General features: G+C 49.1%; 20 protein-coding genes. 11 read left to right on the top strand and 9 right to left on the bottom strand.

Annotated features, from left to right (window positions below; translation table 11 throughout):
* Positions 1 to 3 precede the first annotated feature (3 nt).
* Positions 4 to 228, bottom strand: coding sequence for a PspC domain-containing protein (locus tag DRJ53_RS03685; RefSeq protein WP_114234199.1), 225 nt, complete (start codon positions 226 to 228; stop codon positions 4 to 6).
* 156 nt (positions 229 to 384) lie between these two features.
* On the opposite strand from DRJ53_RS03685, the gene DRJ53_RS03680 reads away from it, so the two are divergent.
* Positions 385 to 2,649 (top strand): aconitate hydratase, encoded by a 2,265-nt coding sequence (locus tag DRJ53_RS03680; protein WP_114234198.1) that lies wholly within the window; start codon positions 385 to 387, stop codon positions 2,647 to 2,649.
* A 296-nt stretch (positions 2,650 to 2,945) separates the two neighbouring features.
* Here the strand turns inward: DRJ53_RS03680 and DRJ53_RS03675 are convergent, their stop codons facing one another.
* The 5 genes from DRJ53_RS03675 to DRJ53_RS21085 form a co-directional block, all read right to left on the bottom strand.
* Positions 2,946 to 3,884, bottom strand: a complete 939-nt coding sequence (locus tag DRJ53_RS03675) for a hypothetical protein (protein WP_114234197.1) — start codon at positions 3,882 to 3,884, stop codon at positions 2,946 to 2,948.
* Positions 3,885 to 3,923: 39 nt separating this feature from the next.
* Positions 3,924 to 4,358 (bottom strand): SsrA-binding protein, encoded by a 435-nt coding sequence (gene smpB, locus DRJ53_RS03670; RefSeq protein ID WP_114234196.1) that lies wholly within the window; start codon positions 4,356 to 4,358, stop codon positions 3,924 to 3,926.
* A 91-nt stretch (positions 4,359 to 4,449) separates the two neighbouring features.
* Entirely contained in the window at positions 4,450 to 5,364 is a 915-nt protein-coding gene (accD, locus tag DRJ53_RS03665) for an acetyl-CoA carboxylase, carboxyltransferase subunit beta (protein ID WP_114234195.1), read from the bottom strand.
* A gap of 260 nt (positions 5,365 to 5,624) precedes the next feature.
* A complete protein-coding gene (locus DRJ53_RS03660; protein WP_114234194.1) occupies positions 5,625 to 5,816 on the bottom strand; it encodes a hypothetical protein in 192 nt (63 codons plus the stop codon).
* A gap of 94 nt (positions 5,817 to 5,910) precedes the next feature.
* Positions 5,911 to 6,165: a hypothetical protein gene (locus DRJ53_RS21085; protein WP_123893341.1), complete on the bottom strand. Its 255-nt coding sequence runs from the start codon at positions 6,163 to 6,165 to the stop codon at positions 5,911 to 5,913.
* 281 nt (positions 6,166 to 6,446) lie between these two features.
* Here DRJ53_RS21085 and DRJ53_RS03650 point away from each other — a divergent pair, with 281 nt between their 5' ends.
* The 5 genes from DRJ53_RS03650 to DRJ53_RS03630 all read left to right on the top strand — a co-directional run bounded on the left by DRJ53_RS03650 (position 6,447) and on the right by DRJ53_RS03630 (position 9,820).
* Positions 6,447 to 6,764 (top strand): RNA recognition motif domain-containing protein, encoded by a 318-nt coding sequence (locus DRJ53_RS03650; RefSeq protein WP_114234192.1) that lies wholly within the window; start codon positions 6,447 to 6,449, stop codon positions 6,762 to 6,764.
* A gap of 108 nt (positions 6,765 to 6,872) precedes the next feature.
* Complete coding sequence (locus DRJ53_RS03645; protein WP_114234191.1) at positions 6,873 to 7,820, top strand: CvpA family protein; 948 nt, start codon at positions 6,873 to 6,875, stop codon at positions 7,818 to 7,820.
* An 82-nt stretch (positions 7,821 to 7,902) separates the two neighbouring features.
* Positions 7,903 to 8,895 (top strand): TIGR03885 family FMN-dependent LLM class oxidoreductase, encoded by a 993-nt coding sequence (locus tag DRJ53_RS03640; RefSeq protein ID WP_421911172.1) that lies wholly within the window; start codon positions 7,903 to 7,905, stop codon positions 8,893 to 8,895.
* Positions 8,896 to 9,022: 127 nt separating this feature from the next.
* A complete protein-coding gene (locus tag DRJ53_RS03635; protein ID WP_114234189.1) occupies positions 9,023 to 9,214 on the top strand; it encodes a DUF3606 domain-containing protein in 192 nt (63 codons plus the stop codon).
* 249 nt (positions 9,215 to 9,463) lie between these two features.
* Complete coding sequence (locus DRJ53_RS03630; protein ID WP_204743140.1) at positions 9,464 to 9,820, top strand: hypothetical protein; 357 nt, start codon at positions 9,464 to 9,466, stop codon at positions 9,818 to 9,820.
* Positions 9,821 to 9,896: 76 nt separating this feature from the next.
* On the opposite strand, the gene DRJ53_RS03625 is transcribed toward DRJ53_RS03630, so the two are convergent.
* The gene (locus DRJ53_RS03625) at positions 9,897 to 12,365 is read right to left on the bottom strand and encodes a DUF5686 family protein (RefSeq protein ID WP_241558446.1); all 2,469 of its coding nucleotides are present in this window, start codon (positions 12,363 to 12,365) and stop codon (positions 9,897 to 9,899) included.
* 151 nt (positions 12,366 to 12,516) lie between these two features.
* Positions 12,517 to 12,705 carry a hypothetical protein gene (locus DRJ53_RS03620; protein ID WP_114234187.1) on the bottom strand — a complete coding sequence of 63 codons (189 nt, stop codon included), beginning with the start codon at positions 12,703 to 12,705 and terminating at the stop codon, positions 12,517 to 12,519.
* A gap of 312 nt (positions 12,706 to 13,017) precedes the next feature.
* Here DRJ53_RS03620 and DRJ53_RS03615 point away from each other — a divergent pair, with 312 nt between their 5' ends.
* Positions 13,018 to 14,688 (top strand): glutamine--tRNA ligase/YqeY domain fusion protein, encoded by a 1,671-nt coding sequence (locus DRJ53_RS03615; protein ID WP_114234186.1) that lies wholly within the window; start codon positions 13,018 to 13,020, stop codon positions 14,686 to 14,688.
* A 211-nt stretch (positions 14,689 to 14,899) separates the two neighbouring features.
* Here the strand turns inward: DRJ53_RS03615 and DRJ53_RS03610 are convergent, their stop codons facing one another.
* The gene (locus DRJ53_RS03610) at positions 14,900 to 15,883 is read right to left on the bottom strand and encodes an aldo/keto reductase (RefSeq protein ID WP_114234185.1); all 984 of its coding nucleotides are present in this window, start codon (positions 15,881 to 15,883) and stop codon (positions 14,900 to 14,902) included.
* 132 nt (positions 15,884 to 16,015) lie between these two features.
* On the opposite strand from DRJ53_RS03610, the gene DRJ53_RS03605 reads away from it, so the two are divergent.
* The 4 genes from DRJ53_RS03605 (at position 16,016) to DRJ53_RS03590 (ending at position 22,085) form a co-directional block, all read left to right on the top strand.
* Positions 16,016 to 16,594, top strand: a complete 579-nt coding sequence (locus DRJ53_RS03605) for a DUF4142 domain-containing protein (RefSeq protein ID WP_114234184.1) — start codon at positions 16,016 to 16,018, stop codon at positions 16,592 to 16,594.
* 390 nt (positions 16,595 to 16,984) lie between these two features.
* Positions 16,985 to 17,395 (top strand): hypothetical protein, encoded by a 411-nt coding sequence (locus tag DRJ53_RS03600; protein WP_114234183.1) that lies wholly within the window; start codon positions 16,985 to 16,987, stop codon positions 17,393 to 17,395.
* Between the two features lie 218 nt (positions 17,396 to 17,613).
* Positions 17,614 to 18,741 carry an efflux RND transporter periplasmic adaptor subunit gene (locus tag DRJ53_RS03595; protein ID WP_114234443.1) on the top strand — a complete coding sequence of 376 codons (1,128 nt, stop codon included), beginning with the start codon at positions 17,614 to 17,616 and terminating at the stop codon, positions 18,739 to 18,741.
* Positions 18,742 to 18,917: 176 nt separating this feature from the next.
* Entirely contained in the window at positions 18,918 to 22,085 is a 3,168-nt protein-coding gene (locus DRJ53_RS03590; RefSeq protein ID WP_114234182.1) for an efflux RND transporter permease subunit, read from the top strand.
* The last annotated feature ends 11 nt before the right edge of the window (positions 22,086 to 22,096 follow it).

Raw genomic sequence — 22,096 nt, 5'->3', positions numbered from 1 at the left:
GATTCATAAATACCATAATGGATTGCGCCTGGCAGCCAATATATATCTTTTCATGTTCATCCAAAAGGCCAGCACCATATACACCACGATCGGCGAACCCAGGGTAATAAACGACAGGTACATAAACCAGGTGCGGATTTTTGAAGTGGCAATGCCCATACGGCTGCCAATAGCAGTACATACTCCGTACATCTGCCATTCGATATAATCTTTAAACCGGTTTTTCATTTTGCTAAATTAATTTTTTTTCAATGTGCTGCACAGTTATGTGCATTCTTATGGAACTCTATTTTTCAATACCTTTGCCCCGCTTAACTTCTGCCTCCGCATCTATTGCAAAGGGAGTGCCTGTATCTTTTTTTAACGACAAAAAATGGAATCGTCATGCTTTTTGACCTGGATTTGATAGAAAAGGTTTACAACGATTTACCGGCTAAGATTTATGCCGCCCGCCAATTGCTCAAACGTCCGCTGACCCTTGCCGAAAAGATTTTGTATGCTCATACTTACAAACCAGCAACTTATTCGTTCGAGCGGGGAAAAGATTATGTAGACTTTGCTCCGGATCGTGTAGCCATGCAGGATGCCACCGCACAGATGGCACTGCTGCAGTTTGACACCTGCGGCCGCGACCGCGTGGCAGTGCCCTCAACGGTGCATTGCGACCACCTGATCCAGGCCAAAGTTGGCGCTGAAACTGATTTGAACGTAGCCATCGAAACCAACCGCGAGGTGTATGATTTCCTGGCATCGATCTCCAATAAATATGGCATCGGCTTTTGGAAGCCCGGTGCTGGTATCATTCACCAGGTGGTGCTGGAAAACTATGCATTTCCGGGCGGCATGATGATTGGTACCGACTCACACACACCCAACGCCGGCGGCCTCGGTATGGTTGCCATTGGCGTAGGTGGTGCCGATGCGGTTGACGTAATGGCCGGATTGGCCTGGGAGCTGAAAATGCCCAAACTGATCGGTGTAAAGCTGACCGGTAAAATGAGCGGCTGGACATCGGCCAAAGACGTGATCCTGAAAGTGGCCGGTATCCTGACCGTAAAAGGCGGAACCGGTGCGATTGTGGAATATTTTGGCGACGGCGCCGATAGCCTGAGCTGTACCGGTAAGGCTACCATCTGTAACATGGGTGCCGAAATCGGTGCTACCTGCTCAGTATTTGGCTACGATGATAAGATGGCCAACTACCTGAAGGTAACCGGCCGCGAGGCTGTGGCTCAATTGGCTGATAACGTTCGCGAACACCTGCGCCCTGACGCTGAAGTATATGCGAACCCACAAAAATATTACGACCAGGTGATCGAAATCAACCTGAGCGAATTGGAACCGCATGTAAATGGACCGTTCACTCCGGACCTGGCAACACCTATCTCTGAAATGGCGGCTGCTGTTAAAGAAAACGGCTGGCCCGACGAAATTGAAGTGGCCCTGATCGGTTCCTGCACCAACTCTTCATACGAAGACATTAGCCGCTCTGCTTCGGTAGCGGCACAGGCTAAAGCAAAAGGTTTGAAAGTGCGCAGCGAATTTACCGTAACCCCCGGCTCGGAAGTGGTGCGCTACACCATTGAAAAAGACGGTTACCTCGGTACGTTCGACCAAATTGGCGGCGTGATCCTGGCAAATGCCTGCGGTCCCTGCATTGGCCAGTGGGCCCGCCACATCGACGATCCGAACCGCAAGAACACCATCGTTACTTCGTTCAACCGCAACTTTGCCAAGCGCAACGACGGCCTGGCTTCTACCCACGCTTTTGTGGCTTCGCCCGAACTGGTTACAGCTTACGCCATCGCCGGCAAACTGTCGTTCAACCCCATGCGCGACAAACTGGTGAACGAGCAAGGCCAGGAAGTAATGTTGGATGAGCCAACTGGTTACGAATTACCTCCCAATGGATTTTCGGTTGAAGATGCCGGTTATGAAGCACCTGCCGACAACGGTAGCGATGTGCAGGTTGTGGTTAGCCCCGAAAGCCAGCGCCTGCAATTGCTGACGCCGTTCCCCGCATGGGAAGGCACCGACCTGCAAGGCTTGCGCCTGCTGATCAAAGCAAAAGGCAAGTGTACTACCGACCATATTTCGATGGCTGGTCCGTGGCTGAAATACCGCGGTCACCTGGACAATATTTCCAACAACATGCTCATCGGCGCAGTGAATTATTTTAATGGCCAAACCGATTCTGTAAAGAATGGGCTAACCGGCGAATACGGAACTGTTCCGGGCACACAGCGTCATTACAAAGCCAACCATATTGGCAGTGTGGTAGTGGGCGACGAAAACTACGGTGAAGGCTCCAGCCGCGAACACGCTGCCATGGAACCGCGTCACCTGGGCGTTCGGGCCATTTTGGTAAAAAGCTTTGCCCGCATCCACGAAACGAACCTGAAGAAGCAGGGTATGCTTGGGCTGACCTTTGCTAACAAAGAAGACTACGATAAAGTGCAGGAAGATGATGTGATCGACATCACCGGACTGACTGGCTTTGCCCCGGGCAAACAGCTCACTGTGGTGCTGCACCATAAAGATGGCACAACCGACAGCTTTAAAGTAAACCACACGTACAACCTGCAGCAGATTGAATGGTTCAAGGCCGGTAGCGCCCTTAACCTGATCCGCAAGCAGTTTGGTAAGTAAGCTGTTGTAAATAAAACACAGAGCCGCCGGTTATAAACTGGCGGCTTTTTTTTGTGTTAATTCGGCGCCGTTCCCGTCATTGCGAGGCGCGGGGGAGGCTTTTGTGATAAAATAAAATCAAATGCGCCGAAGCAATCTCCATTCGAAAAACGGCAGGAGATTGCTTCGGCGCAATGATGTAAAAGATAAGTAAGTGTTCGTGGCGCCTCGCAATGACGTTACAGCGAAGCGATGTATGTTTTAGGTATGTAGCTCCTTCACTTAGTAATGTGGACCACCTAGCGATTCAACTAACACTAAGGCGTAGGCGCTTTTTTCTTCCGTATTCTTACCGTTGCATTTTTTTGCAGGTTGCTCGATAGGCGTACGTCGTGGCGTTTGTTGCCGTCGTACACAATCATCAACGCAGTATTGGGTGCAATGCTGCCCAGGTTATCCGCAAACATGGAAAGCTCGTTGAACTCCTTGGTGCCGTCCACAGCAATCTGGAATTGTATGGCTTTCGCCGACAACATCCGGTTGAACGTGAGCAGTTGTCCATTGTAAAAAACAGAAATCGAATCGCCATCTACTTCGCCGTTGTCGTAAAAATTGATCGTCAGCGAATCGGATTCCACTTCAATTTCCTGTTGCAATTCGTTTTGGCGCTCTTTAAATTGCGCTGCTACTACATAGTTTACAACCGGGCGCTGCAATACAGTAGCGGCCACCAATGTATCGTCGTCAGAAGGCTCCCAAAGGGCATATACTTCTTTCTTGCGACTAACCTCGGCATAGAGCGAATCCATGTTTTTGCTGGCTGTTGTGTCCAGCGAAAAATCAAAGAATACTTCGGGACAGGTATTGCGGTACATGGGTTTGCTTACAAAACGCCCATTGAGTACAGAGCCGGTCTTGCTAACCCGCAACGTGCCGATAAAATCCATCATACAATCAACCTGCACCTGGTCGGTGGAGGCGTGGTAAGTAATGGGAATGCTCGGAATGGTAAGCTGCCGGGTAGCCGCATCGTATGCGCCTTGCAATGGAATGCTGCGAAAGGTGTTGCGGAAATAATAATTCAACACGCCATCTACGATGTTGCCTTTTTGATTGACCACAATTTCCATTGCGTAGTTGTTGGTGGAGCCACCATTCGATACGTTGGCAGTTGTGTACCAATATCCAACCACTTTGTTTTGGGCCGCACCGCACAGGGCAAGGCAAAGAAATAACAAGGTTCCGATGCTCTTCATGTGTTCAGGGTTAAACAGGTAAACGGATGGATACGGCAGTTATTTTATATAGCGCTTTATTTCTCGGTCGGTGTCACGCTGTTTGATGCTTTCCCGCTTGTCGTGCAGCTTTTTACCCTTGGCCAAACCAATCTCCATTTTGACCAGGTTTTTCTCGTTCATAAAAATGCGCAAGGGGATGAGTGTGTATCCTTTTTCCTTGATGCGTGCCTGGATTTTTTTCAGTTCCTTTTTCGTCAGCAACAGTTTGCGTTCCCGAACAGGATCGTGGTTGTTGACGGTGCCATGCGAGTACTCGGCTATATGCAGCGAACGGATATACAATTCATCCTTTAAAAAAAGACAGTATGCATCATTGAACGAAGCCTTGCCGGCACGCAGCGATTTTACTTCGGTACCGGTCAGCACAACACCTGCCACATATTTGTCGTCGATGTAATACTCGTAAAAAGCCGACCGGTTCCTGATGTCCATTTGTTTGTTTTATAAACCACCCATGTGCATGTAACTGTTGCAGCAAAATGTCTTTGCTATTATTGCTGCGCAATGATTGGTGGCAACAGATTTAGCCCTTGAATAAAGTGAGTACCTGCCCTAATTTATTCTTCAGCTCTTTGCGATCCACGATAAAATCCAAAAAGCCGTGTTCCAAAATAAATTCGCTGCGCTGGAAGCCAGGCGGCAGGTCTTTCTTGATGGTTTCCTTAATTACCCGCGGACCGGCAAAACCAATCAGGGCGCCGGGTTCGGCAATATTCAGATCACCCAGCATACCAAACGATGCAGAGATGCCGCCAAACGTAGGATCGGTAAGCATGGAAATATAAGGCAGGCCTGCATCGCTGAGCTGCGACAGCTTACCGCTGGTTTTTGCCAACTGCATCAAGGAGAAAGCGCTTTCCATCATACGGGCACCGCCACTTTTGGAGATGACCATATAGGGCACTTTGTGCTCAATGCAATAGTCCACAGCGCGGCTGAATTTTTCACCCATCACGGAGCCCAACGAGCCGCCGATGAATTCAAAATCCATACAGGCAATTACCAAGTCAAGGCCGTTGATTTTTCCAGCCGCCACCCGCATCGAATCCTTGAGGCTGGTTTTGCTCCAGGTTTCTTCCAATCTTTTTTCGTAAGGCTTTAGATCGGTGAAACCCAGAAAGTCTTTGGCGCGGATGTTTTCAAACAGTTCGGTAAATTCTTTATTGTCGAAAACGATATCGTAATATTCTGATGAGCCGATGCGGTGGTGGTAGTTGCATTTGGGGCAAACAAACAGCGCTTCCCGCAGGTCAGACACGGTGCAGATGTGGTTACATTCCGGGCACTTGGTCCATAAACCTTCCGGTGTTTCTTTCCGCTCCGACGAAGGCGTTAAAATGCCTTTTTTGATGCGCTGAAACCAACGGCTCCTTGTTTCTTCGGTTTTTCCTTCTTCTCCGGCAAGGTTGGCTTCGAAATCCTCAAATTGTTGGTCCATAATGGAAAATTGCTGACGGCAAATATAGGGGCAAATAGCAGAAATGGAGAAAAGCGGCGATACGGCTGTGCTCTGGTGAATTGAGCAAATTAATCAAACTGCGGCAACAGCGAAAAATCACGTTGCGTTTTCGATGATAAAACTTTTTCCACCGCGTACTAAAAGTTTTGCCAGCAAAATGCAACCTGCTCAATAGAATAAAAAAGAAAAGCGGGGTTTGATTCAACGCCCGCTTTCCCTGCTGCATTTAGCTGCAAATCCTAATCCTCGCCGCGGCGCTTTTGTTTCAGGTTGCCTTCCTTTGTTTCTTTTTTGTTGTGCGTTACATCATCGCCTTTCGTGTCCTGCTCTTCGTTCTTGCGGCTATCGAGGTCGTCCCTTGTTTCGGGCCGGGGCTTATGCCCAGCCATCTGTTTGTTTTGCATGTTATTGCCACTTCTTGATCCTTTCATGGTTAATGGTTTTACTGTTGCGGCCGAAAAACCATACCAAACAAAAATGGGGCGATGAAGTGGTGACCCTATCTATCATTCAAATCAGAAAGCGTTATTGCTTTGGCTTTGCGGCAGGAGCGGGGCCCAGTGTGTATTTCGCCGGAATCTGCGGACGGCCGGACGTCCATTTCCGCGACGGCACCAGCAGCACATCGGCTTTTGCGGCACGTGCCGCTGTTTTCGGGTCATTGTTTACTTCAGTCATTTTATTGCGCAGTACTTTTTTTGTGGCACTAGAATCTTTTTGCGCCGAAGCGAAAAAACTGAAGCTTATCAAGGCTATTAATAAAGTAAAAACTTGTTTCATGTTGCAGCTTTTTTTATAAGATGCTTTTCCACACAATCGGTTTACAGCACAATGTATGACTGTTCGTTAAAGCTGTGTAAAAACAGGATAAGGATAAGCCCTGATTCCGCTTAAAATCCTCCTTTCAATTACTTTTTTCGCCACACGAGTCCTTACCTTTGCGCCGTTATTTTGAGCCTTGCATTTCGTTAGTGTACTATTCTTTGCTGCATTCCTTGCTGTTGGTTAGTTCCCTTAACTGTTTTGCCGCGCCTCATTTCTAATTATTTTTTCAAAACAGCATGAACATTTACGTTTCGAACCTGAGCTTCAATGTACAGGATGAAGACCTGCGAGAATTTTTCACCGAGTATGGTGAAGTATCTTCTGCCAAAGTGATTACCGACAAATTTACCAACAAAAGCCGTGGTTTTGGCTTTGTGGAAATGCCCGATGATGCGGCTGCACAGCAAGCCATCAACGAGCTGGACCAGGCTACTGTAGAGGGCCGCACCATTCGTGTAATGGAAGCAAAACCCAAAGAAGACCGTCCGGCAAAGCCGCGCAGTAACAATTTTTCGCGCAACAATGGCGGTGGCGGATTTGGCAACCGTTATTAATCATATTGCTTTTGAAGCGATTGGCCCCGGATCTTTCCGGGGCTTTTTTTATGCCTCATTGCGCCGGTGCGGCAAGCAATATGCATGAATGCCGTAAATTAACGGACGATGAATTGGATTGACCTGCTCCTTTTATTCATATTGGTGGTGGCAATGTGGCAAGGCTGGCAAACGGGTTTTGTGGCCGGCGTGGCGCGGCTGCTGGTGTGGGCCGGCAGCCTTGGTGCCGCGTTTTTATTGTATCCGCCGGTCACCGGCTGGCTGGTAGCTGCGGTGCCAAGAGTGGGCTCATGGGGACCGCTGATTTCTTTTCTCATTATTTTCTTTTTGTTCCGTATACTGTTAGATGCCGGCTTTCATTACCTGTTGGCCATGCTGCCCGATCACCGGCACCCGGTGAACCGGTACCTCGGCGTATTTCCCGGGCTGGTGCAGGGCATTATTACCGCGATGTTGCTGGCGGCCATTTTACTAACCTTGCCATTTGATAACCCACTGTCGGATAGTGCCCGCAACAGCCGTATGGCGCAAAATGCAGGTAAACTCGTTGCCCGCACCGGCGACTTGCTGGAGCCGCTAATTCCGGCTGGAACGACGGGTTTGTCCAGAAAAGTGGGCACTGGCGACAGCAAAGATTTTATCAAGCTGCCCTACACAATCACGAATGTGGACGAACGCCCCGACTTGGAGGCGCAAATGCTGGAATTGGTGAATGGCGAACGCACTGCGCTTGGCTTGCAGCCGCTAAAAGCCGACCCGGAAATAGCCGTGGTGGCCAGGGCGCATAGCCGCGATATGTTTGCCCGGGGCTATTTCGCCCATATTAATCCTGATGGGAAAAATCCGTTCGACCGGATCAAGGCTGGTAAAGTTCGGTTTCTTACTGCCGGCGAAAACCTTGCGCTTGGGCGTAGCCTGAAACAATGCCACGAAGGGCTGATGCAGTCGCCGGGACACCGGGCCAATATACTCCGGCCCCAATTTGGCAGGGTAGGCATCGGCATACTGGACGGCGGCATTTATGGGCTGATGATTACCCAAAATTTCCGCAATTAGTTCTGGCTGCTGGTCTGGCCACTGGTAGTTAGTGCTAATTTTTGAGGTTACTGTTAAGTGGCCTGACCCGTAGCAGCGCTCCATTTTCACACAAAACAAAAATCTTATGGCAATACTTGGTTACCAGGCATCACACGAACAATTTACACCTTCCGAGTTGCTGCGATGGGCACAGGCGGCTGAAGCAGCAGGCTTTGCCGCGGTCAACTCTTCAGATCATTTCTACCCATGGAGTGAGCGGCAGGGCCAAAGTGGGTTTTCATTTGCCTGGCTGGGTGCGGCCATGCAGGCCACCACGGTGCCTTACGGGCTAGTGTGTACGCCGGGCTACCGGTATCACCCGGCTGTGGTAGCGCAAGCAATTGCCACATTGTGCGAATTATTTCCCGGCCGCTTCTGGGTTTCGCTGGGCAGCGGTGAAGCGCTGAACGAGGCCATCACCGGCGAAAAATGGCCGATCAAAAGCGAACGCAACGAACGGTTGTTCGAATGTGCTTCCATCATCCGCCGGCTGCTGCACGGCGAAACCGTGACGCACCACGGGCGGGTAACCGTTGAAGAGGCCCGTTTATATACACTGCCCAAGCAAATGCCTTTATTGATTGGCGCAGCCGTAACCGCCGAAACCGCGGGGTGGGTGGGTAGTTGGGCTGATGGCCTGATCACTGTGCACCGGCCCTACAATGAATTGAAAGCGGTAGTTGATGCATTTAGAAAAGGGGGCGGCGAGGGCAAACCGATGTATCTCAAATCGCAAATTTCTTATGCAGCAACACAGGAAGCGGCATTGGCAGGAGCTTACGACCAGTGGCGCACCAATATCTTCCACGGCACCGTGCTGGGCGACCTGAGCAAGGTGGAACAATTTGATGCACTGGGCGAAATGGTGCAACCCGAAGAATTAAAAGATATGGTGCGCATTTCGTCAAATATTGATCAACACATTGAGTGGATCGAGCAAGACATCAGTCTTGGTTTTGAGCGAATTGTGTTGCACAATGTAAACCGCGAACAAGACCTGTTCATTAAAGACTTTGGCGAAAAGGTGTTGCCACGTTTTCATAAAACCAAATAAAAATGCGGAACAAACTGATGCGTTTTTTCTGCAAAGTAAAAGTTGTGGATGCAGCATTTGAACCGTTGGTCAACCAAAAAGCTGAGCGGTACGATTTTTTGAATTTGATACCCTAAATATTGACCTTATGCATAGCTACCAGAATTTTTTATCCAACTCCGACCGGTACAACACCCGGGGCGCCGATGCTGAAACACTCCACTACCTGACAAGGAACCTGCCTTTTCCCGTAGAAGATATTTTGCGGGCCGTGCAGGAAGTGGGCACCGATGCGGATGAAGTGGAGGAATACATCAGGGACCGTTACAACCGAACATAAACAGAAGAGCAGGGCAAACCTGCTCTTTTAATTTCAAAACGTGTCTAAAATTTAGATAGCACTGTGGGTAAATCTTTCATCATTCATTATAAGCTGGTAAACGGATAGCTGGGTTATCAACCTTTCTGCATCAGTTTTCCACCGCTTTGGGATTGGCATATTATTCTTATAAAATAAAACAACGGGTAAAAAGGTCTTTTGTCGACGCAACAATTTTACCCTGGTCTTATTCACCTAAAACTTTTTTACATGGAACCATCTTCTGCAAACGACCGTACTACGTACATGACCGATATGGAAAAGTGCATCAAGCGACTGGAATCGGAAGGATACACCGATCAATACCGCGTTGAAAATAACCGCATGGTATCGATGGAAAACAAAGGAAAAAAATACAAGCCCGATGAAGTGGTGGCGGTAAATTTTTTCCGGTTTGAAGGCCCGTCCAATCCCGACGACATGTCGATTTTATATGCTATTGAAACAACCGATGGCCGCAAGGGAACTTTGGTGGATGCATACGGCATCTACGCCGACGAAAAAACCGGTGAGTTTTTTCAAAGTGTTGAGATCCACAAAAAAGTGAATAAAGACACACCTTCGTAAATCAGTTGTTTTAAAATAATAATGCCCCTGACCAAATTTGATCAGGGGCATTATTATTTTATAGTGTTTGTATTTTTTACAAGCCTACTTTAAACGAAACAAAGGCACCGAATTTTGGGTGTGCCGAAGTGTTCGATTCCCAAGGCGATAATTTCCAAACCAGGTCAAGGCGCAACACTTTTAGAATATTGTCCACGCCGGTGCCCACCTCCAGGTAAGTTTTTCCATCCAGCGAACGGAACGGGTGGCCGTTTACAAAATTCAGGCTTTTATTATCGGCGGAAAGCGAGCCCCACAGCGCTTTTGCGGTCCACAGCTGCCGCAGCTTTAGCTTGCGGGTAATGGGCAAAAAGCGGAACAGCCCGTTGCCAATGTTGTGTTCGAAAAATACACCGGCATACCGGTCGTGGATGTATTCGTAGCGGTTAATGAGGTTAAATGCGTAGCGGTTGTAATAATAAATTTCGTTACCCGGCGCCACATCCAGCAACATGTAAGGCAGCGTGCCGTAGGTTCTGCCTGCAAAAACATTGTAATAAATATTTCCCAGCGGCGCAATCTTGGCGTAATCCGAAACAGAGCCATACAGCTTGCTGTAATCGTACCCACTGCCATCTACACCCGAAATTCCGCGGGTAAAACGCATATCAACAATGGGGTACACCGAGCCCAGGCTGATCCGGTTAAACGTGGACTCGAGGAATTTTTCGAGGTAGGCATAACGAACCCTCAGGCCGGCTTCAAACGTGGCCAGTTCTTTTCCATGGCCGGTACCCAGGTCGGCCTTGCCGGGCAGGTTTAGGAGCGGGTTAAAATTTCGGTGTGCACCGGAAAAAGTAAGCGCCAAACCATTACGCCAGCCGTGCATGTACTCGGCGCGGCGGTCTTCGATTTGAATAAATTTGATGGGCACACCCTGCTTACGGATGGCGAGTGCAAAAATGTTGTCCTGCGAAATATCGCCATAATAACTTTGGCCAAAATCAATGTCTTTGCGCCACGACAGGTACAGCTGGCGGCGCGGATCGCGGTTGATGAGGTAACGGCCGTCCACTTGGAACTTAAACCGTTGGTCGGTGAAACCATAAGCCAAGTAGCCGTGGAAATAAAACTGCTTGCTGAAGGCCGTGTTCGTGCCAAGATCGAACCGGGTGCGGTAACCTTCCCACCGGTTGTAACTAATCCAATTGTACCACGGCCCAATCTCGTAATTGCCGATGTCTTTGTAACCCACCGTCAGGAAATAAATCCAGTTGCGGTAGGTTTTGTACGACGGCATATTCATCAGCGAATCGATCATGGTATAAATGCCCTGCTCGCTGCCCGTTAGTTGCTCGTGGCGGTTTTCGGTCCAAAACGAATCGGCCTGCTGGCTTGCCGAGTCGGGCACAATCACTTCCTCCAGAATTCTGTTTTTAGCCAGTTCCCGCACCACAGTGCTATCGTTCACCAGAACATTTCGGTAAGTGGTGGTTTTGCGGCCAATAAAAGAAAGATTGGATTTACCCAGCGGCGACACATCAACCACGAACTTATCTTTTGCCAAGAACCAGGTGCTGTCGTTGATCAGCTGGTACTCCTGGATCAGGTTGAGTTTGTTCAGGAAGTTGATGTTCGCATCACCCGAAAGCCGGAGGTTCATTTTCTGTATGGCAAAACTGGTGTCGTGCACCCAGCAGTCGCCTTCAAAAGTGTTTTCGCCTTTCCGTTTGGGTGTAAAATAAAAATGGATCAGCCGGCGCCCCGCTACAAACTGCGTGTCTGCAATTTTGTAGTTGTAGTATGCATCGCCGTTGTCCGAAATAGGACTTACATACTGCTTGTCGAAAACCGGGATATAGTTGTTGTAAAAATTGACGATCTGGTCCATGCCGCCGAGCAGCTTGGTAATGCTTTCGTTTTTAAAACCGACCGTTTTTGTAGCTTTAAAAACTTCGCGGCGGCGGAGGGGCGTTTTACTGTAATAATAATCCGACACCGCTTCGGTTAAATACGCAGGCAAAAACGGCGCATCTTCAGTGGTGTCGATCTGGTCGAAAATAAACTGGAACTTGCGCAGCACACGGCTTTCGGACAGTTTTTCCTTACTTACATTTTTCAGATCCAGCTCCAGCTTGTTGTAAAGTTCGTAGGAAAAATTGTCGAACCGGTAGCGGTCGTTTTTCTTTTTGTTGGCCACAATGCGGCGCCACATCCACAAGCCGCGGTTGCCTTTTGCTTTGACCACCACGCCGGTATTGAAGCGGCCTTCCTGCATGCTTACCTGCAGGCGCAATGTGTCGGAAAAAATGGTGCTGGGTTGTACAAAGAATTTATAGTCCTGGAATCCTACCGAAGTGATTTCCAGCGTATCGGTGGGCCAGGCCTCAAAAGCAAAACGGAAATAACCTGCCGAATCGGCCAATTTGCCAATGCCGGAACCCGCAAACCGCACCGACGCAAACGGAATGGCCTCGCCGCTGTTGGCTTCGCGAATTTGACCGATCAGGATTTTGTTTTGTGCTGCAGATTTAAAGAAAGAAAAAGCGGAAAATATGATTGCCAAAAACCTCAAAAAGTATCGCCTGTCTCGTTGCTTCATGTCGCCGCAAAGTTAATACGGTGGCTGCGAAAAGAAAAAGGGCGCATTTGCAGGCGGTTTATTTGGCGGAGGAATGCACCGGTTTCAATAAATTATTTGCGGAGCATTGAAAAAATTACCCGCCCGGTTGGCTGGTAATAATTCCTTTCAGCATCCGGTCCACCAGGCGGGTAGCCCAGTTGGCCGCGTTGCGGTAAATATGCGGCATGAACGTGATAGTTACAAATACGAAGATGTTGAATAACAATACCAAAAGCACCAACACCTCGAATTTATCTTGAGCGGCAGCAATATTGTAAAACATAACTTTATAAATTATAATCCGCTTTATCTAAAGCACTATTTGTACCATTTTTTGATAAATAGCTGCTAAATATTGCAGAACTTGAAGTGTAAATGGCTGTTTTCCAGCGCAATTAACCACAATTTTAAATCGTCCAGCTGTTTTGCACAACTTACGCACCATTTGAGCCATTGCAGTCTTGAGCGGTAGGCTTACCTAAGATTCAAAACTTTTTGACCGTTCTACGATTGCCAAATCGGGCAAGTATTGTTTACCCCTTTACCGCCAACTGCCCGCCGCTGCTTATCTTTGCGCTTTCCATAAACAATAGGAATGACCGAAGAAAAAAGCCTCAATTTCATCGAAGAAATAATTGAAGCCGACCTGAAGAGCGGTAAATACAGTTCCATCGTTACCCGCTTTCCGCCCGAACCCAATGGTTACCTGCATATTGGCCACGCCACTTCCATTTGCCTCAACTTTGGCCTTACCCAAAAATTTGGCGGCTACACCAACCTGCGTTTCGACGATACCAACCCCGTTACTGAAGAAACGGAGTACGTGGAGAGCATTAAGGAAGACGTAAAATGGTTGGGTTTTGAGTGGAAAAACGAGCTGTACGCCTCCGATTATTTTGAACAACTATACGGTTTCGCACTGAAGCTAATTGATAAGGGTCTGGCCTATGTAGACGACCTGACCTCGGAAGAAATTGCAGCCCTCAAGGGTTCGCATACCGAGCCCGGCAAGGACAGCCCGTTCCGCAGCCGCAGCATTGAAGAAAACCGCAGGCTGTTTGAGGCCATGCGTGCTGGCCAATTCAAGGATGGCGAAAAAGTGTTGCGGGCCAAAATAGACATGGCCCATCCCAACATGCTGATGCGCGACCCCATCATGTACCGCATCAAGCATGCACACCACCACCGCACCGGCGACCAGTGGTGCATTTACCCGATGTACGATTTTGCCCACGGTCAAAGCGACTCCATTGAAGAGGTAACGCATTCCATTTGTACGCTGGAGTTTGTGCCCCACCGAGAATTGTATGATTGGTTTATCGAAAAACTTGAAATTTTCCCTTCCCATCAATACGAGTTTGCCCGCCGCAACCTGACTTATACGGTGATGAGCAAACGCAAGCTGCTGCAACTGGTGGCCGAAAAACATGTGGATGGTTGGGATGATCCCCGCATGCCGACAATTTCGGGGATGCGCCGCCGCGGATACACGCCGGAGGCTTTCCGTGATTTTTGCGACCGCGTGGGCATTGCCAAACGCGAAAACCTGGTGGACGTGGGATTGCTGGAGTTTTGTGTTCGCGAACACCTGAACAAGGTAGCGCTCCGCCGCATGGTAGTGTTTGACCCGCTGAAAGTGGTGATCAGGAACTACGAGGAAAAACTGGGCGAAGTGGAAATGCTGAAAGGAGAAGACAACCCCGAAGATCCGGAAAGCACCGTTCGGGAAATTCCGTTCGGCCGAGAATTATTTATTGAGCGGGACGATTTTATGGAGCAACCTCCGAAGAAGTTTTTCCGTCTCTATCCTGGCGGTATGGTCCGGCTTAAATTTGCCTACATCATTCGCTGCGACGAAGTGGTTAAAGATGACGCAGGCAATATTACCGAACTGCGATGCACCTACATACCCGAAAGTAAAAGTGGCGAAGACACATCGGGCATCAATGTAAAGGGCACGCTGCATTGGGTTTCGGCACACAACAACGTAACGGCTGAAGTGCGCTTGTACGACCGCCTGTTTAAAGTGGAAGACCCAAGCAACGAAGAAGGCGATTTTAAAGACTATATCAATACGGACTCGCTGCAAGTAGTGCAAACCGTATTTGCCGAGCCCGCACTTAAGACGGCCAAGATGAACGAACGATACCAGTTTTTACGCAAAGGATATTTCACCCTCGACACAAAAGATACTTACGGCCGCCTGGTTTTTAACCGCACTGTTACCCTTAAGGACAGTTGGAGTAAAGAACAGAAGAAGGCTTAGCCGTGGAGTTCACATGAGAAAAAAGTAAAACGCCGCACTTGTTGCGGCGTTTTTTATAGAACTGGGCTTCTTGGGATTGCGGTAGATTTAGCTGGAAAGTGGGATGGGTGATTTTCACAAATGAAAAATTCCAGTGTCTGCATGAACAATTTTCCATTTTCCTGATAAATCCGATCTAATCCAAAAAATCCTAGTTTTCAAATTCCAGTCCTCAATAATGTCCCCGAATCACCGGTTTGATCTCCGCATCGTACAACGTCCTTAATTGCTCATGCACGCCGGGCTCGATGGGCGGAAGGTCGGAGGCGAGCATATTGCTGTGCACCTGTTCGGGCTTCGAGGCGCCGGGAATGACGGTGGTTACCTGCGGGTGATCGAGAATCCAGCGAATGGCCCAGGATGCGGTGCGGTCGTCGGGCAGCATGCCTGCAATCGTCTGCGCCTGTTGTACGCCATGCTCAAACGGCACTCCTGAAAAAGTTTCACCGGCGTTAAATGCGGCACCGTCCGCATTGAAATGGCGATGGTCGTTGGCTGCAAATTGTGTGTTGGCGTTAAATTTCCCCGACAACAGCCCGCTGGCCAGTGGCACCCGCACAATCAGCGCAACGCCTTTTGCGGCAGCCTGCTCAAAAATTTCTTCGGCTATGTGCTGGCGAAACAGGTTGAAAATAATCTGCAGCGAAGCCAGCCCTTCCTGCTCCAGGCAAATGAGTGCTTCTTCCGAAGTTTCCACGCTTGCGCCCCAATACTTGATCAGGCCTTCGGACTGCAGCTGGCGCAGGTTATCGAACACTTTTCCCGACCGCATTTCTTCGGTAGGGATACAATGCAGTTGCTCCAAAAATAATTGCGGCAATTGCAGGTGCTCCAGCGAATCGGTTACAGCGCGGCGCATGCCCTCCAGCGAAAAATTTTGCGGCCAGCCATTACCGGCGTCGCCGCGGCGGCCCAGTTTGCTGGCAACAAACAATTGCTCCTGCCGGGTTTTTAAAAAACGGCCGATCACTTTTTCGCTGATGCCCATGCCGTACACATCGGCTGTATCTATAAAATTGCCGCCAAGCTCCACAAAAGTGTTGAGAATGGCAAAGGCAGTTTCATCTGATACATTGCCCCAGTCGGAACTGCCCAGCTGCCAGGTGCCGAGGCCTACCTCTGATATATTATTGCCCTGAAAAGAACGGTAACGCATGTGGTGAAATTTAGTTTGCAAGATAGGAGATAGGCCTATGAAAACTGTGCCCGCAAAATAAAGGAGGGCTTATAAGCGCGACCGATTTTACTGGCATAAAATTTTAATATCACCTACTACAAAACCTCAATTATGAATAAAAAGACTTTTGCAGCCGCCCTGATTGCAGGAACCACGTTTTTGTGGGCCTGTGGCAACAACGATAAGAAAGAGGGCGATAACATGACCACCGGCGAAACAACGATGTCCGATACGTCATCCGCCGCGGCAACAGCAATGAGTGCCGCCGACCAGGATTTTGCTATGACGGCTGCCAGCAGCGACATGCTTGAAATTCAATCATCGAATATGGCCATGCAAAATGCATCCAGCGAACGGGTAAAATCGTTTGCTACCACGCTCATCCGCGACCATGGCGCAACATCCGACCAATTGAAATCAATTGTAATGGGTAAAAACGTGACGCTTCCGGCCGACCTAATGCCCAAACATAAAACCATGCTCGATGGCCTGCAAGGCAAAAAAGGCAAAGATTTCGACAAGGCTTATATGGAACTGCAGGTGAACAATCACCAGGAAGCTGTGAACCTGTTTCAAAACGCCTCTACCGGTTTAACCAATGCTGACCTGAAAGGTTTTGCAACACAACACCTGCCACATCTGCGCATGCACCTCGATTCTGCCCAGGCAATCAATGGTGGTCTTAAATAATCAAATAGAAGCACTAAAAACTAAACGCCTGCATCTGCAGGCGTTTAGTTTTTAGTGAAATAGCCGTCGGTAAAATCATTTCAATTGTAATAAGGCTTTCAAATTTTTCAGTACAACCTTTGATATGTTTTTCTGTTTTTAATTGCGGTTATGCATACTGTTGTGTTGTCCATGTCGATGTTTCCCAAAGTATTTTCCTATTGCGATCAATAATTATTCGTTAAGATATATCGATGTCCCTTATTGATAAACAAGCACAGCCAACAGAAAACAGCGTGTATAGCGCTTCAATGTTAAGAACCTTTTAATGCTTCAGGTGTTTGATTAGATAGTTTGTTTAATTTTGCGGCGAACCCCGATCTTTTAACTGGCAATCTCTGCTGTACAAAAATGAAAAGCATATACAAAAAACTTTTCCTGCTGGCACCACTGGTGCTCTTGCTGTTTGTACAGGCCTCTGCCGGTGTTGCTAAAAGCAAAAAAGCATCATCTAAAGCCCGTTTGTTTGCGCCTATTGAGCGGGTTCATTTCCCTAAAGCTATTGGTCCGCATTCGCTCATCGAAGAGCTGGAAGAACACGAAGTAAAGTGGGTGCACGCCACATTTGAGCGGAAAAAGAAATCCCGTTTTGTGGTGCGCAATGCCTGCGCCAGCCAGTATTTGCGCAAAGGCCTGAGCCGGGGCTTCACCCTCAACAACCACGAGTCGGCAACCGACCCCGACCACGAACCAGCACCAGACGAGATCTGGCACGCAAAGCCGCGGTATTACGTCTTTCTCTTCAGGCTTTGCCCGTTTTGATGTCCTGATTTCTCCTCTTTCTTTTCTGCATTGCACCGGCAACATTCATTGCGTTTGTGCTTGCAAGTTATGCCACATTTGAAGCCATTCCAGTGCGCATACACACGCATTTGTACTTAGCAAAATGCCCGGCTCGCAGCAGTGCACATGCTGATGGCCTGCAGGCACTTGTATGCCCAGGTGCGCTTATTTCCCTTGTTGAACAATCAAATGAAATCATGAAGTCGAATAATATATTTTTAGCCGTCGCTGCCATTGGTTTGTTAGGTGCTGCTTCCTGTTCGGTAAACAGCCAGACCGACCAAACCGCCGAATTGCCCCGCCTGCCCGTAACGGAGATTGTAGTAAAAGACACCCTGCTGCACCAGGAGTACGTGGCAGAAATCCAGGCACAGAAGAATGTAGAGATCCGCAACCGCATAACCGGTTTTCTGGATAAAATTCTGGTAGACGAAGGCCAGTATGTAAAAGCGGGCCAAACGCTTTTTGTGCTCAACAGCACCGAATACCGCACAGCAGTAACCCGGGCACAGGCCAGCCTGAGCAATGCTTTGGCAGAAGCAAAGACCGCGGAAGTAGAGCTGGAGCGGGTAAAGATTTTGGTTGATAAAAAAGTGGTAACGCCTTCTGACCTAGACCTGGCAAAAGCCAAACTGGCCGCGCAGCAGGCAAAAATTGCGGAAGCCCGCTCGGTGCTTTCCGATGCGCAAAACCGCTTGTCGTACACTGCGGTGCGGGCGCCGTTCAGCGGCATCATCAACCGCATTCCCTTAAAAACCGGTAGCCTGCTGGAAGAAGGTTCACTGCTCACAACGGTTTCGGACATCAATTCCGTTTATACTTATTTCCATATTTCTGAGGACGAATACCTCAACTACTTGCAGGCAAAAGAAGCCAACAAAAGCCACAGCAACACCGTGGAGCTGACGCTTGCCAATGGCAAAACCTATCCACACGATGGTGAAATTGAAACGATTGCTTCCGAATTTGACGGCAGCACCGGTTCGATTGCATTCCGCGCCAAATTTCCCAACCCGCAAAACCTGCTGAAGCACGGCGCTACCGGCAAGATAGCACTGGAGACCGCTGTTGAAGGTGCACTGATGCTGCCGCAAAAAGCGGTGTTTGAGATCCAGGACAAAAACTACGTGTACGTGGTGGACAAGCAGAACAAGGTGAAGATGAAAAGCTTCACGCCTAAAACGCGTCTATCGCATTACTACATCGTGCAGTCTGGTTTGCAGCCCGGCGAACGCATTGTGTATGAAGGTGTGCAAAGCCTCCGCGACGGCATGGAGATCATTCCGCAGCCCGTGGCACAGGATAAAATTGCACAGGCGTTCTAAGAATTTTGAACCACTAAGGCACCAAGACGGGAAGGAGCACAAAGAAATGCTGCATCTGTTTTTGGAGTTTGGTGGCGCCTGACGCCCAATTCACAGATATACAATTTAGGTGGCTGCTGTGTGTTGCCACAAAAGTCAAAAGCTTTATGCTATTGGCTAACAGCTAAACTTTTACCATGTTCGATATATTTATTAAACGGCCAATCTTATCGCTGGTCATTTCCCTCTTCATTACGTTGCTGGGGGTGCTGGCGCTTTTTTCGCTGCCCATCACGCAGTTTCCCGATATCGTGCCGCCATCGGTAACGGTAACGGCCAAATACACCGGCGCCAACGCGGAGGTGTGTGCCAAAGCAGTGGCCACGCCGCTGGAGCGGGCCATCAACGGTGTGCCGGGCATGACCTATATGCAGTCGGTAACTAGTAACAACGGTACCACGCTGATACAGGTATTTTTCAAAGCCGGCATCGACCCCGACCAGGCTGCTGTGAACGTGCAGAACCGCGTTTCCACCATCCTCGACGAATTGCCCGAAGAGGTAATCAAGGCGGGTGTAACTACCGAAAAGGAAGTCAACTCAATGCTCATGTACCTCAACATCATGAGCGACGACCCTGCCGCCGACGAAAAGTTTGTATACAATTTTACCGACATCAATATCCTGCAGGAGTTGAAGCGTATTGAAGGAGTTGGTTTTGCCGAGATCATGGGTGCAAAAGACTACTCCATGCGGGTATGGCTAAAGCCCGACCGCATGATGGCCTACAACGTTTCGGCTGATGAAATCGTAAATGCTATCCGTGCACAAAACATTGAAGCAGCACCGGGTAAAACCGGCGAAAGCTCTGACAAAGACCCGCAGATGCTGCAATACGTATTGCGGTATACGGGTAAATTTTTCGAGCCCGATCAGTACGGCAACATCGTAGTGCGGGCAAATGATGATGGATCCGTGTTGCAGTTAAAAGATATTGCCGACGTGGAATTTGGATCGTTGAGTTATGCGATGGTTTCCAAAACTGACGGCCGCCCTTCCGCGTCGATCATGATGAAGCAACGCCCCGGTTCCAATGCGCGGGAAGTGATTGCCAATGTAAAAAGCCGCATGGCCGAACTGAAGGAATCATCTTTTCCTCCGGGCATGACGTACAACGTAAACTACGACGTATCGCGGTTTTTGGATGCCTCTATCAGCGAAGTATTGAAAACGCTGATCGAAGCATTTATCCTTGTGTTCCTCGTGGTGTTCCTGTTCCTGCAGGATTTCCGCTCCACCTTGATTCCGGCGTTGGCGGTACCGGTGGCGCTGGTAGGTACGCTGTTTTTCATGCAAATGCTCGGGTTTTCCATCAACCTGCTTACCCTGTTTGCATTGGTACTGGCTATTGGTATTGTGGTGGATAACGCCATTGTGGTAGTGGAAGCAGTGCACGTAAAAATGACGGAGTTTGGAATGCCGCCAATGGAAGCCACCATGGCGGCGATGAAAGAGATCAGCGGCGCCATTGTTGCCATCACGCTGGTGATGTCGGCGGTATTTGTGCCCGTGGCATTTATGGATGGTCCAGTTGGTATTTTCTACCGCCAGTTCTCCTTGACCATGGCTATATCCATCGTCATCTCGGGTATCAACGCCGTAACGCTTACACCCGCCCTTTGTGCCCTCATGCTGAAGAACCATCATGCGCCGGTGAAGAAGCGGGGACTGCAACGATTTTTCGATGGCTTCAACTCGGGCTATAGCAAAACCGAAAACAAATATGCCCACCTGGTCAAAAGCATTGCCGGCCGCAGGGCGGTTACGCTGGGCTTACTCGCATTCTTTTTTGTGGCAACCTGGGGTATTTCCAAAATATTACCATCGGGCTTTATCCCAACCGAAGACCAGGGGATGATTTACGTAAACGTAACCACACCGGCCGGTGCTACCGTGGAGCGTACCGAAAAGGTGATGGACGCTATTCAGGCCGCTACTAACGATATGACTTCGGTTGAATCGGTGTCTACACTGGCGGGCTATAGCCTGGTGAACGATGTGCCTGGTGCCTCTTATGGCATGGGCATGATCAACCTGAAACCCTGGGACGATCGCGAACAAGGTGTGATGGAAGTGATCCGTGAGCTGGAGGCTAAGACAAGGCATATATCGGATGCGAGCATCCAGTTTTTCCCGCCGCCAACGGTCCCGGGTTTTGGTAACGCCAGCGGTTTCGAAGTGCGGGTGCTGGACAAGACCGGCAGCGGCGACCTGCAAAAGACCGCAGAGATCAATAACAAGTTTATTGAAGCCATCAACCAAACACCGGAGGTGGACGGTGCCTTCTCTTCGTTCGATCCAAACTTCCCGCAATACATGATTCATGTGGACCAGGAAATGGCGGCGAAAAAAGGCGTGACGGTGGACAATGCAATGTCTACGTTGCAAACCCTCTTGGGTAGCTATTACGCTTCCAACTTTATCCGCTTTGGACAGATGTATAAAGTGATGCTGCAGGCTTCGCCGGAATACCGTGGCAAACCTGAAGACCTGTTGAAGTTGTTTGTAAAAAACAATCAGGGCGAAATGGTTCCGTTTTCCACCTTCATCAAGTTGGAGCGGGTGTATGGTCCGGAACAGCTGACGCGTTACAACATGTACACTTCGGCGATGATCACCGGCGACGCCGCACCAGGCTATAGTTCGGGCCAGGCCATTGAAGCAGTGGAACGTGTAGCTGCCGAAGTGCTGCCCCGTGGCTTCGACTACGAGTGGTCGGGCATGACCCGCGAACAGATCATTTCGGGCAACCAGGCCATTTACATTTTTGCCATTTGCTTGGTGTTTGTGTACCTGCTTTTGGCTGCACAATATGAAAGCTTCAAGCTGCCGCTGGCGGTGTTGCTTTCCCTGCCTACCGGCATTTTCGGTGCGTTCCTGTTTTTGAAAATGATGGGCTTGGAAAACAACATTTATGCGCAAGTGGCACTGGTCATGTTGATTGGTTTGTTGGGTAAAAACGCCATCCTCATCGTGGAGTTTGCCATCCAGCGGCGCAAGGAAGGCGCCTCCATTTTAAAGGCAGCCATTGAAGGTTCCGTGTCGCGTTTGCGTCCCATTTTGATGACCTCCTTTGCCTTTATTGCGGGTCTTATTCCGCTAGTCATCGCTTCTGGTGCGGGTGCAATGGGTAACCGTTCTATTGGTACGGCAGCAGCCGGCGGCATGCTTACCGGTACCATTTTCGGTTTGATTGTAATCCCCGGTTTGTATGTGTTGTTTGAAAGCATTGGCCAGAAAAAAGCGAAGCGAAAAACAAAACCGGTGGAAACTGAAGAACCCGTTTTAATTAATGAAAACGTATAAAAAATTGAAGT

The sequence above is a fragment of the Paracnuella aquatica genome (genome assembly GCF_003332885.2).
GTDB lineage: Bacteria > Bacteroidota > Bacteroidia > Chitinophagales > Chitinophagaceae > Flavisolibacter > Flavisolibacter aquaticus.
The sequence above is the reverse complement of the archived record's forward strand: the minus strand, read 5'-3'. Positions and strand labels throughout refer to the sequence as shown.

Coding starts and splice junctions, on each gene's coding strand:
- DRJ53_RS03685 (WP_114234199.1), bottom strand. CDS start 228: ATGAAAAACCGGTTTAAAGATTATATCGAATGGCAGATGTACGGAGTA.
- DRJ53_RS03680 (WP_114234198.1), top strand. CDS start 385: ATGCTTTTTGACCTGGATTTGATAGAAAAGGTTTACAACGATTTACCG.
- DRJ53_RS03675 (WP_114234197.1), bottom strand. CDS start 3,884: ATGAAGAGCATCGGAACCTTGTTATTTCTTTGCCTTGCCCTGTGCGGT.
- smpB (WP_114234196.1), bottom strand. CDS start 4,358: ATGGACATCAGGAACCGGTCGGCTTTTTACGAGTATTACATCGACGAC.
- accD (WP_114234195.1), bottom strand. CDS start 5,364: ATGGACCAACAATTTGAGGATTTCGAAGCCAACCTTGCCGGAGAAGAA.
- DRJ53_RS03660 (WP_114234194.1), bottom strand. CDS start 5,816: ATGAAAGGATCAAGAAGTGGCAATAACATGCAAAACAAACAGATGGCT.
- DRJ53_RS21085 (WP_123893341.1), bottom strand. CDS start 6,165: ATGAAACAAGTTTTTACTTTATTAATAGCCTTGATAAGCTTCAGTTTT.
- DRJ53_RS03650 (WP_114234192.1), top strand. CDS start 6,447: ATGAACATTTACGTTTCGAACCTGAGCTTCAATGTACAGGATGAAGAC.
- DRJ53_RS03645 (WP_114234191.1), top strand. CDS start 6,873: ATGAATTGGATTGACCTGCTCCTTTTATTCATATTGGTGGTGGCAATG.
- DRJ53_RS03635 (WP_114234189.1), top strand. CDS start 9,023: ATGCATAGCTACCAGAATTTTTTATCCAACTCCGACCGGTACAACACC.
- DRJ53_RS03630 (WP_204743140.1), top strand. CDS start 9,464: ATGGAACCATCTTCTGCAAACGACCGTACTACGTACATGACCGATATG.
- DRJ53_RS03620 (WP_114234187.1), bottom strand. CDS start 12,705: ATGTTTTACAATATTGCTGCCGCTCAAGATAAATTCGAGGTGTTGGTG.
- DRJ53_RS03615 (WP_114234186.1), top strand. CDS start 13,018: ATGACCGAAGAAAAAAGCCTCAATTTCATCGAAGAAATAATTGAAGCC.
- DRJ53_RS03610 (WP_114234185.1), bottom strand. CDS start 15,883: ATGCGTTACCGTTCTTTTCAGGGCAATAATATATCAGAGGTAGGCCTC.
- DRJ53_RS03605 (WP_114234184.1), top strand. CDS start 16,016: ATGAATAAAAAGACTTTTGCAGCCGCCCTGATTGCAGGAACCACGTTT.
- DRJ53_RS03600 (WP_114234183.1), top strand. CDS start 16,985: ATGAAAAGCATATACAAAAAACTTTTCCTGCTGGCACCACTGGTGCTC.
- DRJ53_RS03595 (WP_114234443.1), top strand. CDS start 17,614: ATGAAGTCGAATAATATATTTTTAGCCGTCGCTGCCATTGGTTTGTTA.
- DRJ53_RS03590 (WP_114234182.1), top strand. CDS start 18,918: ATGTTCGATATATTTATTAAACGGCCAATCTTATCGCTGGTCATTTCC.